This window comes from Konateibacter massiliensis, assembly GCF_900184995.1.
GTDB classification, from domain to species: domain Bacteria; phylum Bacillota; class Clostridia; order Lachnospirales; family Lachnospiraceae; genus Lachnotalea; species Lachnotalea massiliensis.
This window is the reverse complement of sequence record NZ_LT860097.1, coordinates 90,738-107,068: the sequence shown is the minus strand read 5'-3', so window position 1 is coordinate 107,068 and position 16,331 is coordinate 90,738. Positions and strand designations below refer to the sequence as shown.

At 40.9% G+C, this 16,331-nt stretch carries 18 protein-coding genes and 1 other annotated feature; of the genes, 3 read left to right on the top strand and 15 right to left on the bottom strand.

The annotated features are described in order from the left end of the window. Positions 1–116 precede the first annotated feature (116 nt). Together guaB and CTY48_RS00480 are read right to left on the bottom strand one after the other, a co-directional pair. Positions 117–1,571: an IMP dehydrogenase gene (gene guaB / locus CTY48_RS00485; RefSeq protein WP_099466559.1), complete on the bottom strand. Its 1,455-nt coding sequence runs from the start codon at positions 1,569–1,571 to the stop codon at positions 117–119. Between the two features lie 140 nt (positions 1,572–1,711). Then, complete coding sequence (locus tag CTY48_RS00480) at positions 1,712–2,203, bottom strand: DUF6106 family protein (RefSeq protein ID WP_099466558.1); 492 nt, start codon at positions 2,201–2,203, stop codon at positions 1,712–1,714. Positions 2,204–2,377: 174 nt separating this feature from the next. Between CTY48_RS00480 and CTY48_RS00475 the strand changes: the two genes are divergently transcribed. Then, positions 2,378–3,052 carry a hypothetical protein gene (locus tag CTY48_RS00475; RefSeq protein ID WP_099466557.1) on the top strand — a complete coding sequence of 225 codons (675 nt, stop codon included), beginning with the start codon at positions 2,378–2,380 and terminating at the stop codon, positions 3,050–3,052. Positions 3,053–3,083: 31 nt separating this feature from the next. On the opposite strand, the gene CTY48_RS00470 is transcribed toward CTY48_RS00475, so the two are convergent. The 10 genes from CTY48_RS00470 to CTY48_RS00425 form a co-directional block, all read right to left on the bottom strand. After that, positions 3,084–3,860, bottom strand: a complete 777-nt coding sequence (locus CTY48_RS00470) for an ABC transporter permease (RefSeq protein WP_099466556.1) — start codon at positions 3,858–3,860, stop codon at positions 3,084–3,086. Between the two features lie 12 nt (positions 3,861–3,872). Further along, entirely contained in the window at positions 3,873–4,676 is an 804-nt protein-coding gene (locus tag CTY48_RS00465) for an ABC transporter permease (RefSeq protein WP_099466555.1), read from the bottom strand. 11 nt (positions 4,677–4,687) lie between these two features. Continuing rightward, positions 4,688–5,488 (bottom strand): ABC transporter ATP-binding protein, encoded by an 801-nt coding sequence (locus tag CTY48_RS00460; protein ID WP_099466554.1) that lies wholly within the window; start codon positions 5,486–5,488, stop codon positions 4,688–4,690. Positions 5,489–5,674: 186 nt separating this feature from the next. Further along, positions 5,675–5,884: a hypothetical protein gene (locus CTY48_RS00455; RefSeq protein WP_099466553.1), complete on the bottom strand. Its 210-nt coding sequence runs from the start codon at positions 5,882–5,884 to the stop codon at positions 5,675–5,677. Between the two features lie 115 nt (positions 5,885–5,999). After that, positions 6,000–7,622, bottom strand: a complete 1,623-nt coding sequence (groL, locus tag CTY48_RS00450) for a chaperonin GroEL (RefSeq protein WP_099466552.1) — start codon at positions 7,620–7,622, stop codon at positions 6,000–6,002. Positions 7,623–7,659: 37 nt separating this feature from the next. Further along, on the bottom strand, positions 7,660–7,944 hold the full coding sequence (locus CTY48_RS00445; protein WP_099466551.1) for a co-chaperone GroES: 285 nt from the start codon (positions 7,942–7,944) through the stop codon (positions 7,660–7,662). Between the two features lie 342 nt (positions 7,945–8,286). Then, positions 8,287–9,183 (bottom strand): DNA-3-methyladenine glycosylase family protein, encoded by an 897-nt coding sequence (locus CTY48_RS00440; RefSeq protein ID WP_099466550.1) that lies wholly within the window; start codon positions 9,181–9,183, stop codon positions 8,287–8,289. Positions 9,184–9,247: 64 nt separating this feature from the next. Continuing rightward, a complete protein-coding gene (locus CTY48_RS00435; protein ID WP_180272600.1) occupies positions 9,248–10,243 on the bottom strand; it encodes a DUF4349 domain-containing protein in 996 nt (331 codons plus the stop codon). 16 nt (positions 10,244–10,259) lie between these two features. Beyond that, complete coding sequence (locus CTY48_RS00430) at positions 10,260–10,994, bottom strand: hypothetical protein (RefSeq protein ID WP_099466548.1); 735 nt, start codon at positions 10,992–10,994, stop codon at positions 10,260–10,262. 1 nt (position 10,995) lies between these two features. Next, a complete protein-coding gene (locus CTY48_RS00425; protein WP_180272599.1) occupies positions 10,996–11,532 on the bottom strand; it encodes an RNA polymerase sigma factor in 537 nt (178 codons plus the stop codon). A 228-nt stretch (positions 11,533–11,760) separates the two neighbouring features. Then, positions 11,761–12,032 (top strand) — a binding site (T-box leader). A 95-nt stretch (positions 12,033–12,127) separates the two neighbouring features. On the opposite strand from CTY48_RS00425, the gene CTY48_RS00420 reads away from it, so the two are divergent. Together CTY48_RS00420 and CTY48_RS00415 are read left to right on the top strand one after the other, a co-directional pair. Then, entirely contained in the window at positions 12,128–14,116 is a 1,989-nt protein-coding gene (locus CTY48_RS00420; protein ID WP_099466546.1) for a 2-isopropylmalate synthase, read from the top strand. Between the two features lie 11 nt (positions 14,117–14,127). Further along, positions 14,128–14,421 carry a putative quinol monooxygenase gene (locus CTY48_RS00415; protein ID WP_099466545.1) on the top strand — a complete coding sequence of 98 codons (294 nt, stop codon included), beginning with the start codon at positions 14,128–14,130 and terminating at the stop codon, positions 14,419–14,421. 71 nt (positions 14,422–14,492) lie between these two features. Here the strand turns inward: CTY48_RS00415 and CTY48_RS00410 are convergent, their stop codons facing one another. Genes CTY48_RS00410 through CTY48_RS00400 form a run of 3 tightly spaced genes read right to left on the bottom strand, consistent with a single transcriptional unit; the run spans position 14,493 to position 16,331 of the window. Beyond that, on the bottom strand, positions 14,493–14,924 hold the full coding sequence (locus CTY48_RS00410; protein WP_099466544.1) for a DUF3021 domain-containing protein: 432 nt from the start codon (positions 14,922–14,924) through the stop codon (positions 14,493–14,495). A 26-nt stretch (positions 14,925–14,950) separates the two neighbouring features. Then, complete coding sequence (locus CTY48_RS00405) at positions 14,951–15,394, bottom strand: LytTR family DNA-binding domain-containing protein (RefSeq protein ID WP_099466543.1); 444 nt, start codon at positions 15,392–15,394, stop codon at positions 14,951–14,953. 22 nt (positions 15,395–15,416) lie between these two features. Then, entirely contained in the window at positions 15,417–16,331 is a 915-nt protein-coding gene (locus CTY48_RS00400) for an ABC transporter permease (protein WP_099466542.1), read from the bottom strand.

The window sequence follows — 16,331 nt, the reverse complement described above, 5'->3', positions numbered from 1 at the left end:
TTGCTTGCCCGGCAGTATCCTGTGTCAGAATACGTGCGTAGCACCTTTTGACACCCTAATCCTATAACAAAAAAACCGCTGCTCTGGTTTAAAGCCAAAGTAACGGTTCGTTATTCTTATTGATCTACACTATAGTTTGGAGCTTCCTTTGTGATATGGATATCATGTGGGTGGCTTTCCTTTAAGGAAGCGGCTGATATCTTGACAAAGCTGCCCTTTTCTTTTAATTCTTCGATGCTTGGTGTTCCGCAATATCCCATTCCGGAGCGTAAACCGCCCATTAACTGGAATACGGTATCTTCTACGGTCCCCTTATAGGCAACACGTCCTTCCACACCTTCCGGTACAAGCTTCTTCGCATCACTTTGGAAATAGCGGTCCTTGCTTCCGTTCTCCATCGCTGAAATAGAGCCCATTCCGCGGTATACCTTGTATTTTCTTCCCTGATACAGCTCAAAGGTTCCCGGACTTTCATCACAGCCTGCAAAAATACTTCCAAGCATACAAATGTTGGCACCTGCTGCAATCGCCTTTGTCATATCACCGGAGTATTTGATACCGCCGTCAGCGATAATCGGAACGCCATATTCCTTTGCCGCCTCGTAGCAGTCCATAACAGCGGTAATCTGAGGTACACCGATACCTGCAACAACACGTGTTGTACAGATAGAACCCGGTCCGATACCTACCTTTACTGCATCAGCTCCTGCCTCAATCAGTGCCCTTGTCGCTGCTCCCGTCGCAACGTTTCCGGCAATCACCTGTAATTTGGGGAATTTTGCCTTTATCTCTTTTACTGCCTTGATGATATTTAAGGAATGTCCGTGAGCAGAATCCACTACGATGGCATCTACTTTAGCATTTACCAACGCCTCCACGCGTTCCAATACGTTGTTTGTGATGCCTACTGCGGCACCGCAAAGCAATCTACCCTGCTCGTCCTTTGCAGAAAGCGGATATTTAATCTGCTTTTCAATATCCTTGATTGTGATAAGACCTTTTAGGTTAAAATCCTTGTCCACAATCGGAAGCTTTTCTTTTCTTGCTGCCCCCAAAATCTTCTTTGCCTCATCCAGAGTGATTCCTTCCTGTGCGGTAATCAGCCCTTCTGAAGTCATAGATTCTTTAATTTTCTTCGTATAATCCTCTTCGAATTTTAAATCACGGTTTGTGATAATACCTACCAGTTTTTTACCTTCTGTAATCGGTACTCCGGAAATTCTGAATTTTGCCATAAGGTTGTTAGCATCCTCCAACGTGTGCTCCGGTGATAAATAAAATGGGTCTGTGATAACACCATTCTCAGAACGTTTTACCTTGTCTACTTCCTCGGCCTGCTTTTCAACGGACATATTTTTGTGAATGATTCCGATACCACCCTGTCTCGCCATTGCAATTGCCATTCTGTGCTCTGTTACGGTGTCCATTCCTGCGCTCATCATAGGAATGTTCAGTTTAACTGACTTTGTTAAGTAAGTTGATAAATCCACTTGATTAGGAATGACCTCTGAATATGCCGGCACCAAAAGGACGTCATCAAACGTAATTCCTTCACCAATAATCTTACCCATTCTTTTATCCTCTCTTTCTTATCTCATTATAATATTGTAGCTGCAAAGGATAGTTTTATCCTCTGCAGCTTCTCATTGTTCTAGTTTCTCTAGTCTAACAAAAATATTAATTTATGTCAATTACAATTTTTATCTCCTGATTAGATATTTATTTTTCTCGGATGTGCATCGCGCATCGCGCTTAAAATCTCAGAGTTTGGCTCAAATAAAACCTTATCATAGCCGCTGTTTCCGTGTAAAATCAAAGCATAAACCGTATGTCCTTCCTCCATAGAGGAAAAATCATATGTCTTGTTGCTGTTTTTAAACGAATCAAGCAGATAAGAATCAGCAGGCGCTACAATCTCTAACTTAGATAAATCAAAAGATGCTGCCTTCTTACGTCTTTCTTTTCCCATAATCTTATCAACTGCAAGCTCACCTCTTACATAGGTGTACTCAAACTCCAGGTCAAACATTTTAAACAGATAAACATCCAGCATTACCATCAGGATACCTAACACTAAGCCAAACGGAATAATCAAAGATGAGGCAAATATAATAATCGTGACACCGATTAGGGCTGCCTTTAATGCTATACTCTTTGCTGTCGTCTTTCTTTTAACCAGTTGTTCTATAAATACTTCATTCATTCTTTTATCCTCCTGAAATCACTTTACTTATTAAAATTTAAAAGAAGTCTATTCTATTATAGCCGATATCTATCTTTTTTGAAAGAAAAAAAAGATTTTTCACAAAATTTATACAACTTTATGTTAGAATAGCTTTATTGAAAATAATTGCAATTATCATAACTGGAGGCAAGCATGAATTTTAAAGAAAAATTTCAGATTGAAAAAGAAAAGTTAAGTAAGATGAAGTTCAAAGATAAGGTTGGTTATATATGGGAGTATTATAAATATTGGATTATCGGAACGATAGCCGGAATTATTTTGATATACGGCATTGTAGATGCTCAAATTGAAAATTCCAAGCCTACTTATCTGTATCTCACCCTTGTCAATACGAATTTGATGAGTTCAAATGAAACTACTCTCATGGATGATTTTGCGGCGTACGCTCAGCTTGATTTGTCCGACACAAGACTGAACATGGACACTTCCATCCAGATGGATCCCGAGGTATCCGATGAATACAGCATGAATTCCTCTGCGAAAATGTTTGCCCAATTTGCATCAAAGACTATTGACGCAACTATTATGGACAAGGATATGGTTAACTTCTTCGCTGATGTCGATGCGTTTGCCGATTTGTCAGAAGTGCTTCCTGCTGATTTTTATGAGGCACACAAGGATAACTTTATAACCGGAACAGATTCCGAAGGCAATAAGTTTATCTGTGCCATTGATATCAGTGACAGCGTTATTTTCCAGAGGACAAATGCTTATCAGGTGACACCATATTACAGCATTGTCGCCAACACGGAAAATCTGGATAACACCATCGAGTTTCTTCAATATTTGTACTCGGAAAACAAGTGAAGCTGATACTTCATTCTATAAATCCACAGGCTCATGAGCCTGTGGATTTATAATGTCTGACGCCTAATCTCCAAAGCAGATAGCAGGGCAGCAAAAAGAAACAGCCTGCTAACGGGAGCAATGCCAGATAATGTGCCTCGCTTTTCCCCGTCAGATACAAAAACGGATAATACTGAAACAGCGCAAACGGAACAATATAGGTACATACTTTCAAAACATTTTTCCCATATATATTCACCGGATATTTCCCGTATTCTCTTGCCCCGTCCGTAAAAACATTCATAAACTCAAGCCCCTCCAGCGTAAAAAAGCAAAGAGCGGCATACAAAATAAATAAAGCCGCAAAGACAATCGTTCCTCCAAAAATCATAAGAAAAACTGTCGCAATTTTTTCAAAATTCCAGTTTATTCCGCTTCTTGGAACTGCATATACAAACATAACAATAGCCTGCAACATTCTTCCGATTCGACTAAGCTCTATCTTACTGCTTATCACCTGAAAAATAAGCCCCTTCGGGCGCACCAGTATCCGGTCAAATTCGCCATTTCCTATCATCCCTGCAAATCCATCAAACCCGCGAAAGAAGCACTCTGCAAGGGAAAATGCCAAAAGCACGATGGCAAAACACATCAGACACTCACTATAAGTAAAGCCCTCCACATTGGAAAAACGCTGAAACATAAACATCATCCCCAAGAATACATTGAAGGATACGAGAAACTGTCCGATTGTAGTAAGCAGAAAGGACGTCTTATACTGCATGATACTTTTTACATGGATTCCCAAATATTTCACATATAATCTCATCTCTTCCTCCTATCAGCCGCCCTGCACGGTCAAGCCGCCAAGTGCCTTGTCCATAATTGTCTTGCCTATTGCCACCAAAACAATCAGCCAGAAAATCTGTAGCAAAACGGTCTGATATACAGCAGCACCGCTTATATCCTGACTGTAAATTCGAAACGGTGCATTTTGCATAGAGGCAAATGGCAAAAGCTCCACTATACTTCTTATCTTGTTTGGTAAAAAAGGCAATGGAATCACCGCACCTGCAAGGAATTCTGCCAGAGACTGGCTCACCATACGAATCCCCATCGGATTTACCGTATAAAATGTAATGCTGTAAATGACCATGCCAAATGCCACCACAACCAAGAAGCCGAGCAGCATGGACAAAAGAAACCACGCAAATACCTTGCTGTCTGACGGCAATACCAGTCCGTAAGGCTTTGGTAGAATAAAGGCAAGCAAAAGAATCGGCATACACCGAAGTACCGCTTTCGCCGCTCTGTTTGCCATTCCCCTCACAAACCACATCGTATAAATATCCGCTGGTCTGCACATCTCATATGCCACGTTTCCGGTCTGTATCGCGTCAAACAGCTCTTTTTCCCAAAACCATGTCATAAACAGTGCCAGAAATGCCTGTTGCATCCAGACATAAGAGCTGAGTGCAGAAAGCTCCATCGGAAAAGCTTCGGGGCTTGCCTTATAAAAGGCATGAAACAAAAGTATCTCCATCGTTCCCCACACAAACTGAGTTACAATTCCTGCCGCTGCCGCAGTCCGGTACTGAAAGCCGTTCAAAAAACGCATGCGAAAAAAAGATATGTACTTTCCCATTTCCATACCTCCTAAATCTGAAACTGCTTATAAAGCTGTGCGACAACCTCGTCGAGAGACGCTTCATTGTGATTCGATTTTTCCTTTAAGTCTGACAGGCTTCCGTCTAATAAGATTTTACCTTTTCCAATCAGGAGAATTCTTGAGGTAAGTGCCTCAATATCCTGCATATCGTGAGTCGTCAATATCACCGTTGTCTTATGTTTCTGGTTTAAATTCAATATAAATTCTCTCACCGCCAGCTTGGATACCGCATCCAAACCGATTGTCGGCTCATCCAAAAAGAGAATTTTAGGGCTATGTAGCAATGCTGCCGCAATCTCGCACCGCATTCGCTGCCCAAGCGATAATTGTCTTACGGGGGTTTTTACAATTTGATCGAGGGACAATAATGTGACCAGCTCCTCCAGATTTCTTTTGTACACTTCCTTCGGAATACTGTAGATATCCCGAAGCAGTTCAAAGGAATCCAAAACCGGCACGTCCCACCATAGCTGTGAACGTTGTCCAAATACAACACCGATATCACGGACATGGGCTTTTCTGTCCTTCCACGGAACTCTTCCGTTTATGACACATTGCCCGGAATCCGGGGTTAAAATACCGCTTAGCACCTTGATGGTGCTGCTTTTTCCGGCTCCGTTCGGACCGATATAGCCGACCATCTCTCCCTCACCAATATCAAAGGAGATATAATCCAGAGCCTTAATTTCTTCATACTCCCTGCTGTAAAGCGACTTGACCGCCTCCTTAAAGCCAGAGCTTCTTCTTGCGACCCGATAGGTCTTGCTTAATTGTTCTACCTTAATCATCTTTTTTCCCTCCTGGTAGTAATATTTTTAAGATAAAAATATCTTGCCAAGCGACAGAATACCTTCGTATTCATTTTCCTTTGAGATTGACAAAGGAACCCGTGTGGTAGGTATTTCCCTTTTTGTGAACATTACAAAAAGGATTTTAATTATACTACCGAAAGGTTCCTTTTTCAAGTACTCTTTTTATTCTTTTCCACTGCTGTTTATCTTAGTCTGATTCTCGGCAATGGGAACTTCAAAGTTGTATATCTCCTTATAAGACTCCACCTCTTCCTCCGATGCCGGATTAGAAGGAATTAAGCCGGTACAGTCTGTCGTCGATACCGCATTGATGTATTCGTCACTTAAATATTTATCGATACTGTCCTTTGGTTTTGAATTTCTGTTCTCCATAATATCTCCTTTTCTTTTTTCATAGTATTTGCGATTATAAAAAAAATATCCGTATCTTACATTTTGTGTAAAATACGGATATTTTTTATTTTAAATAGCTGATTTGCCTAAATGATTACATCATTCCCATTCCAGGTGCGCCGCCTGGCATAGCTGGCATATCTTCTTTGATTACTGCCACAACAGACTCGGTTGTCAGTAAGGTAGAAGCTACGCTTGTAGCATTTTGTAATGCACTCCTTGTAACCTTTGCAGGGTCAAGAATACCTGCTTCAACCATGTCTACATACTCATCCTTCAATGCGTCATAGCCGATACCAGCCTTCTGCTCTTTTACCTTGCTGATGATAACGGAGCCTTCCAGACCTGCATTTGCTGCAATGTGGAACAATGGAGATTCAAGTGCCTTTAAGATAACATTTACACCTGTTCTCTCGTCTCCTTCAAGTGTTTCCACTAATTTAGCAACTTCCTTTGTAGCATGGATGTAAGCAGAACCGCCGCCTGCGATGATTCCTTCCTCCACTGCTGCCTTTGTCGCTGCAAGTGCATCTTCCATACGAAGCTTCTTTTCCTTCATCTCTGTTTCAGTAGCAGCACCTACACGGATTACTGCAACACCACCGGATAACTTCGCAAGTCTCTCCTGTAATTTTTCTTTATCAAACTCAGAGGTTGTTTCCTCTATCTGTGATCTAATCTGGTTGATTCTAAAGGAAATATCCTCTTTCTTTCCTTCTCCGTCAACGATAACGGTGTTTTCTTTCTGAACCTTAACAGATTTTGCACGTCCAAGCTGCTCCATTGTGGTCTCTTTCAAATCAAGTCCCATATCATCTGTGATAACCTGACCGCCTGTTAAAATAGCGATATCCTCAAGCATAGCTTTTCTTCTGTCGCCATAACCCGGTGCCTTTACTGCAACAACCTGGAAAGTTCCTCTTAATTTGTTTACGATTAATGTTGTCAGCGCTTCACCTTCTACATCCTCTGCGATAATTAATAACTTTGAACCGGACTGAACAATCTGCTCAAGAAGCGGTAAAATATCCTGAATATTGGAAATTTTCTTGTCTGTGATTAAAATGTATGGATTATCTAAAACAGCTTCCATTTTCTCCATGTCAGTTGACATGTAAGCTGAGATATATCCTCTGTCAAACTGCATACCTTCCACTAAATCAAGCTCGGTAAGCATTGTCTTTGATTCCTCGATTGTGATAACGCCGTTGTTGGAAACCTTCTCCATTGCATCCGCTACCATGTTACCAACTTCAACATCACCTGCTGAAATTGCAGCAACCTTAGCAATGTGGTCTTTTCCGTTTACCTTCTGGCTCATTCCGGCAATTGCTTCCACTGCAACGTCAGTTGCTTTCTTCATACCTTTTCTCAAGATAATCGGATTTGCTCCTGCTGCAAGGTTTTTCATTCCCTCGTTGATCATAGCCTGCGCTAAAACAGTAGCGGTTGTTGTTCCGTCACCTGCCACATCGTTTGTCTTTGTTGCAACTTCTTTTACAAGCTGTGCGCCCATGTTCTCAAAGGAGTCTTCCAATTCAATTTCCTTTGCAATTGTAACACCGTCATTTGTGATAAGCGGAGTTCCGAATGATTTATCCAATACAACATTTCTTCCCTTTGGTCCCAATGTTACTCTAACTGTATTTGCTAACTGGTTTACACCTGACTCTAATGCTGCTCTGGCTTCTGCGCCGTATTTAATCTCTTTTGCCATGTCTTAATTCCTCCTAGAAATTTTATAGTTCCATTATTTATTCAATCACTGCTAAAATATCACTCTGTTTTACAATGATAAACTCTTCATCCTCAATTTCAACCTCTGTGCCGGAATATTTGGAGTAGATTACTTTATCTCCAACCTTTACCTGCATTTCCACTTCTTTGCCGTCTACGACTCCGCCCGGTCCTACTGCGATTACCTCTGCCTGCTGCGGTTTTTCTTTATTTTGTCCCGGTAAAACAATACCTGACTTTGTAGTCTCTTCTGCGATTAACTGTTTAATTACAACTCTGTCTCCTAATGGTGCTAATTTCATTTTAACTCCTTTCCTGACGTTTCTTTCACGCCAATTCAGCTATTTTTTATTATTTTTCATTTTATTAGCACTCGCTTTGGTCGAGTGCTAACCGATAGTCCTATATTAGTTAATTTATTACATTTATGCAACTGTTTTGACACTTTAATTTCTTATTCTTTTCTCTGTATACCTCATTTTATCTCTTGTTTTCTCTCGTTTTCTCACTTTTGAATATTTTGACGGCACTTTTATTAATCATACTCCGCAAAAAGTCAAATTATTCATGCTGGGCTGAACTGTTACCATTATTTTTCCATTCAGCCTTCCGCTTTATAACAACATCTCACAGCAGTATAAAAGCTAAATTTTTACACGGTTCTCCCTTGCATAATAAAACAAATATTGCTGGGCATAGCCCCCGTAGGAGCCGTATAACTCCAAAGCCAAGGAAATAATTTCACTTTTTTGCGCCTCTCTGTCAAAATAGATTTTTTCCATTATTCTTTGAATCCATACATCAACCGGAAAAGCATCGCACTTTGACAGGGAAAAAAGAGCGACACAGCTTGCAACCTTGCTGCCCACTCCCTTAATCTGCATCAACTCATCCAACACTTCCTTCGAGGAAGCCTTTTTAAGCCTCTCCTCAAGCTCGGCATCCTGAACAAGCTTTTCGCACGCCGCTACAATATAAGGTGCACGAAAACCCGTTTTACACAACCTAAGCTCATTTTCACTCACCTTGCAAAGCTGCTCCAATGTTGGGAAATGATGGTAGGTGTTGCCGCACACCTCACCCGCAGGGTCTCCATATTTGACAGATAGTGTGTTTACAATCTGCTTGATATGTGGAATTTGCTTGTTTTGTGAAATAATGAAAGAAATAAGCGTCTCAAAAAAATCCTGATTTAAAATCCTGATACCTGAATAAGCTGTAACTGCCTCCTTTAATACGCCATCCTTCTTTAAAATCGAATGTTCATTCTGTACCAGCCATTTTTTTATTTTTGCATAGTCGCAGTCTAAATCAAAATAAGGCTTCCACACAGTATCAAATGTTTTCTTATCGGTGTCATAAAAAATAACCTTATCCTCTGTCTGCTCAATATGTAACAGGTGCCTTCTCGCAACCACGACATAATCCTTATCTTTTAGCTTTTCATAATGAAAGCACTGTCCGCATTCCAAAATCTGTTCAATATCAAAGGAAGATGCCTCCTCCATTATGATATTATTGTCCTCCACTGTTATTTTCATCGTTTCTCCTTATTTATTTTATATGCAGCAGTTCAGCCATACGACTGAACTGCTGCATATAAATCTATTTCGGCTCTTTCTCCTCTGGCTTACTATCTGGTTCACTGTTACTGCTTCTTGCCATTTCTTTCTTCCTGTATACTTTGTATATCTTTTTGCCTCCAATAAATAAGGCAAATAGAATAACACCCCATATTATAATATAAGGAAGTGCTGCGATAAAGTCAATCAAAAAGCTTCTAAAACCTTCTTTAATCGCATAAAGATTGTCAGACAGTTTCATCTTAATTTCTCCTGCAAAGGATTTCTCATCCGCCTGTGTCTCTCTTTCCACCTCAGAAACATTGATTCTCACTGTGCTGTAATTGACCAAATTGTCATAAGTACGAATTTGGGATTCGTTTGATTCTATTTCATAGCGCACCTGCGTAAGCTGACTTTGAATTGCAATGACATCCTCCATTTTGGTTGCATTTTCCAGCAGATTTAACAATGTCTCCTGCTCAATCTTCAATGCCTTCAAATGGCTTTCGATATCCACATATTGAAGTGTCACATCTGTTGTCTGCTCACTTGTCTGTGTCACATTTCCTCTTTCCTTTATAACTGCCACAAAACCATTTAGCTTTTCTGCCGGAATTCTGGCTGTCACATAGGCATATCGATAGTTCTCATATTGATAGCTTCCACCGGTTATATCTGAGCTTTCTACATACCCGCCTAAGCTTGTAATCTGGTTTGTCAGCTCATTCATAAAGTCATCAAACGTTCTCGTCTCAACGGACATGCTGACGTCTTTGATAAGCTTCTGCCCCGAAATCTGGCTTGTATCGCTGATTACCTCTGACTGGCTCTCAATGCCTGATGCATTTTCTGACGCCGTATCCGACATATACGCTCCGCTATCCATAGCCACCGACTCTGTTGTCGTGGCAGTGTCCATGCTCATCTCCTCCGTTGCCTTTGATCCCGACTGATTTGCGCTGCCGCATGCCGCAAGCACCAGCATATTTGCCGCTATTACCAATCCAATTATTCCCTGTCTCATTTTTCTTTTCATAATCATATCCTCCTTTTTATGGTATCTCTATGTCTACTGTTACTTCTTCCTCATTTATATAGCGGTATAATCGGTATATGCCGGCTTCCTTCATATTGTAGTCCGATGCCTTTATCCGCTCCTCCACCGTATCCATTCCCAAAATCGAATATTCCTCCAAATCCTCCTTTGTATAAACGGATATCCATTTGCCCTCCTCTGCTTTTTCAACCAAGCTGATATCAGAGTAAAATCCTTCCTCTGCTTTTGAGTTTGTAAGGGAAAACGTCACTTCCCCATCCAAAACCTGACTCACACTCCATTGGGAATACAATACCTCTATGTCGGTTGCTTCAGCCTCTCCGTTTGATGTTTCAGCGTTAATAGACGCTTCTCCTGCTGCCGTATCTGCCATCGAAGATGCCATTCCTGTCTCCTCATCCGTTGCCGTTGCCATCTCCTCCGTCGTCTGTGTAGACATATCTGCCTCATAAGGCGAGCTTTTTCCCATATACATAAAATTTGTTCCTACCTGCACTCCAAGAAACAGCAAAATCACTGCCGCGGCATAATAAAATTTCTTCTTGCCGCCAAGGATAGTCTTCCACTTCTCCTTATACTGCTCTGTCCTGATTATCCCCTGCATTCTCTTTTCAAACTGCTTCGACGGAGTGTGAAGCTTTTTGATATCCTGCGCAGGCGGAACAAAAGCCAATTCTCTCTCCAGACAGTCCCTCAATGCCTCACGTAGCTTTTCATCACTGCTTTGCATCTTATATGCCCTCCTTTGCGAGTATTTCCCTTAGCTTCTTTTTTCCCCGAAACAGTCGGACATTCACAACCTTTGGCGTCACCTCAAGAATTTGTGCAATTTCCCTGTCGGAAAACTCGTGAAGATACTTATATTCAAAAACCACACGATACAGCTCATCCAATTGATAAATCGCCTCTACTAAACTCTCATGATCTTCCTTTTGTATGTAATTGTCCAATATATCTTCCCGGCTTTCACCCACAATACCCTCTTCATATTCTTCTGTCTGTCCTTTTTTCTTTCGAAGAATATCAATTGCTTTACTTTTTACAATGGTCGCAATAAAATTTTTCGTCTTCGTACTCTTGACCTCCTCCACCTTATCCAAATGTCTAGTCAGTGCTAAAAAAGCATCCTGGACTGCGTCCTCTGCCAGATATTTGTCCTGTAAAACCTCATTTGCCACATACCACATAAAATACTGATAGTTCTCGTATATCTGTACAAATTTGCACTTTTCCTCCTCGGTCTCTATCATCGAAAGATATAGGAACATTCTTTGCCCTCCACTCATTTGTTATATTAATAATAACGTAGGTTATTTTTGATTTACTACAACATTCTTGAAAAAATATTTTTTCTTCTATAATATTATTATAAACAATAATAAAACAGTTAGGAAGATTAAATTTTATCAACCAAATTGATTAATTTTAGTACTGGACCAAATTTTTTTTCTGTGATATGATTGTTTCAACGTAAGCAAACTTGATTTGTATATATTTAAAAGGTAATGAAGAGGAGTATTACTTATTGCCCCGATTGCAGAGAGCCGCTGGCTGGTGAAAAGCGGCAGAAGGAATATAAGGAACTAGCCTTGGAACCGCTATTCGAAATTACAAATATGTAAGTGTAGTGTTAGCCGCATTTCCTCCGTTAAAGGGAACAGATATAAGCCGACAGGCCGTATCGACAGAGTGCATATGCCAATGTGAATATCGCAGAAGGCTATGAATTAGAGTGGTACCGCGAAGACATAACAGCTTCGTCTCTATGATGAGTAATCAGATGAGACGAAGCTATTTTTGTATCATAGGGGGAATGTACCAAGGCCATTCTTTCGTATAAGCTAAAAAAGAGGAGGATTTAAAATGAAAAATTTTACAAAGTATGAGAAAATTTATTTTATGCCTGAAAAAACTACTTATGACTGGGTGAAAAAGGATTCAATCGAAAAAGCACCTATCTGGTGCAGCGTTGATTTGCGAGACGGAAATCAGGCATTAATTGAGCCGATGAGCTTAGAGGAAAAATTAGAATTTTTTAAACTGCTCGTAAAAATCGGTTTTAAGGAAATTGAGGTAGGCTTCCCTGCTGCTTCCGAGACAGAGTTTGAGTTCGTGAGAGCGTTAATCGACCGTAATATGATACCAAATGATGTCACAATTCAGGTTTTAACACAGGCAAGAGAACATATCATCAAGAAAACCTTTGAGGCATTAAAGGGTGCACCAAGTGCCATCGTACATGTATATAATTCTGTTTCTGTCGCACAGAGAGAACAGGTATTTAAAAAATCCAAGGCGGAGGTTAAGGAAATCGCCGTCAAAGGTGCTGAATTGTTAAAGAAACTTGCTGACGAAACCGACGGTAACTTCCAGTTTGAGTATAGCCCTGAGAGCTTCCCGGGTGCCGAGGTTGACTATGCGCTTGACGTTTGCAACGCAGTGCTTGACGTTTGGAAGCCGACCGCTGAGAAAAAAGCAATTATCAACATTCCTACTACCGTTGAAAATGCTATGCCTCATGTTTTTGCAAGTCAGGTCGAGTATATACACAAAAACCTTAACTACCGTGAAAATGTTATTTTATCCCTTCACCCGCACAACGACAGAGGCTGTGGAATCAGCGATGCCGAGTTTGGATTATTGGCTGGTGCAGACCGCTTAGAGGGTACTTTATTCGGAAACGGGGAGAGAACCGGTAACTTAGACGTTATTACCGTGGCAATGAATATGTTCTCTCACGGCGTGGACCCAGAGCTTGATTTTGGCAATCTTCCTGCAATTGCAGAGGTATACGAGAGATTGACTCGCATGCATGTCTATGAAAGACAGCCTTACTCCGGTGAGTTAGTCTTTACCGCTTTTTCCGGCTCCCATCAGGATGCGATTGCAAAAGGTATGGCATGTCACGAGGAGCAGGAGGGCAATATTTGGAATGTTCCATATCTGCCAATCGATCCGAAGGATATCGGCCGTGCTTACGATTCTGATGTCATCCGCTTCAACAGCCAGTCCGGCAAGGGCGGCGTCGGATACATTCTGAAAAATAATTACGGCATCACTATGCCGGATAAGATGAAAGAAGAGATGAGCTATCTTGCGAAGAGCGTTTCTGACAGAGAGCACAAGGAGTTAACACCGCAGTGGATTTATGATATTTTCAAAGAGGAGTATGTGGATGTTCCTTCTACCTTCGCGGTAGATGAGTGCCACTTTACACAGAAAAATGGAATTCAGACTGAGGTTACGGTTTTCCATAAAGGTAAAAAAACGATTATCAACGGCACCGGAAACGGACGTTTAGACGCGGTGAGTAACGCGTTAAAGGATTACTTTGGCTTTGAATATGACTTAGCAGACTATTCTGAGCACTCTCTGACCCGAGGCTCTTCCTCCAAAGCGATTGCTTATGTGAGTATAACAGAAAAGGATAAGACCTATTGGGGTGTCGGAATTGACGATGATATCATCAAGGCATCCATTCAGGCTTTAACCACTGCAATCAACAGACTTGGTGAGGTTACAGGAAATAACGGCTTTCAGGATGAGCGTGCCAAAGAAATGCATGAATACATCAAGGAACACTACCGTGACGTCACCTTACAGTCTATGGCTGCACACTTTCATTTAACGGAACCATACTTATCTAAGTTCATCAAAGATAAGACCGGGGAAACCTTCGGCAATTTAGTGAAGGAGTGCCGTTTAAACAAGGCATGTCACATTTTAAAAACAAGTAATATGCTTGTCGAGGATATTTCCAATATGGTCGGCTATGAGAATCCGGAACATTTTATCCGAGTATTTAAGTCGCAGATTGGATTGACACCGATTCAGTATAGGAAAAGCAAATAGGAGAAAATTAGATGATTATAGTGATTGCTAACGTACAAGTAAAAGAAGGAAACGGGGAGAAATTTGTTTCTGCCGCTCAAAACTGTATCAATGAAACACGAAAGGAAAACGGCAATATTTCCTACAACCTTCTTTCAAACACAGAGGACAAATGTAACTATACATTTGTGGAGGAATGGGAATCCAAGGAAAGCTTAGATACTCATATGAAAACAGAGCATTTCGGCTCATTTGGAGCAGCAATACAGGATTTATTAGCGCAGCCATTAGATATCGCTGTCTATGAAGGAAATAAATTAGCTTAAATAAATTTATAAGGTTAAAGAGAAGTACAGGGAAAACATCCTGATTTTACGGATTTTTCCCTGTACTTTTATTATTCTTTTTGATAATATCCCCTCAGCTTCTCATTGAGCCGCTCCGCAAGCCTCTTATCCTTCTGATAGCTTACCGTCCAAATCACCACAAAGATAACTAATATGACCGCAACAATCGCCGCCATCATATCCAGGCGATACCAGTAAAACCATTCAAAGAGCAATCCGCAGCCGATTACAACTCCGTTGATATAGAGGTAATGCAACGATACTCGTAAGAGAAACTGCCATTTTTCAGACTTTTCCCTGCCTCCGTTGTAGTAAAGTAAATTGCCTAAGCTGCACAAAAAACCTACCGCTAAAATCTGCCAGAGAATCCCCATCGACACCTCGAAATTTTTCCAGAACAGCTCTGTGTAGACTGCTGCTCCAAGCAAGGTTCCTGTTGTTGTATATGCAAATGTATTTAATATACTCTTTATCCATGACATGACAACACGTTTCCTTTCCTTTTCTTTTATAATCCAAACCGCTTCTTTAAATCTGCCACATACTGCCTTGAAATAATGACCCGCTCTTGATTTTTTAAGACAGCCTCGAATCTGCCGTTAAAAATAGAATGAATACTTTTTATTTTGGATAGATTGACAATTGTGGATTTGGATGCCCGAAAAAAATCTGTCTGTTCAAATTCCTTTTCTATCTCATACAATTTAAGCTTTGTCTCATAAACCTCATGTTCGCAGTAGAAAAACACCTTATTATCCACCGCTTCAAAATAATAAATACTGTCCGGCTCAACCATGAAGGCTTTTTGATCCTTTATTCCGGCAATCCGTTCCTTACCCATTTTTAAATTGTAGATTAGTTTTAAAAGTGATTCGTCTAAGTCCTTGCAGCGAATGAGAATCGTATCCTCCTCGTCCGGATTCCTGTCCTCTATGATGATTTTCACCTGCATTCTCCTCCCTCAGTTTATCAGCCTAGCGCTCCTTCAGCGCCCTTCTTTTCATCAAGATGCTGGATAAAATTAATGCTATTATACCACACATCAATAGAAAAATAAGTGAAAATCCGCTCGAAACCAGTTCATCCTTATATTCTACTGTAATTCCCATATAGCTTTGATAACCCTTGCTCAGCTCGCCCGGCAATCCCGAAAATGTGTTTTCCAGCGCAAACTCCGTGCATACTTTTCTCATAAGCGAAATACCGTGAAGGATCGGAAGGCATTTTAAGACTGATTGAACCGAATCCGGGAGCATTCCCATCGGAAGGTAAATTGCCCCCACAAAGCCTACCAAGGTTCCCATAATCGTCTCCAATGCCGCCCATGCACTTGTGCTATGAACAAACAAAGCCACTAAAAATAACAGACTTGTATAGGTGAAAGAATTGGCTAGGATAATGCCTGCTATTTTTACAAGCTGTACCCCCGTGAACAGAGACGAACCCATAAAAAATAAATACAGCTGTGAGATTCCAAGTGTAATAAAGCATATAAAGCTCGCTACAAGCATTGCTGCTACTACATAACCTCCCGCCATGCTGCTGCGCCTTATCGGTGCCACATAAAAGCTTGCAAGCCTGCCTTTTGCCTCGTCCTCCACCTTCGTTCCAATCATCGTCAGACTGACGGTCAACGCATTCACTACCAGAAGTCCTGCAATTGTCCACACCTGAATTAACACCTCGGCATTCTTAGCATCTAAATCTGCATCTCTCTGGCTTCCATACTGCCCCAGCAGATTTACCACCTCGTTCTTATTCATATTTCCCAAGAACAAAATCATAAGCCCTATCACAATAATCATGGACAGCAGCGAAAAAAATACTGCCGTTCGGTCTCGCAAATAGATTAATATATTTCGTTTAATTAAGCTAACTAACGTATTCAT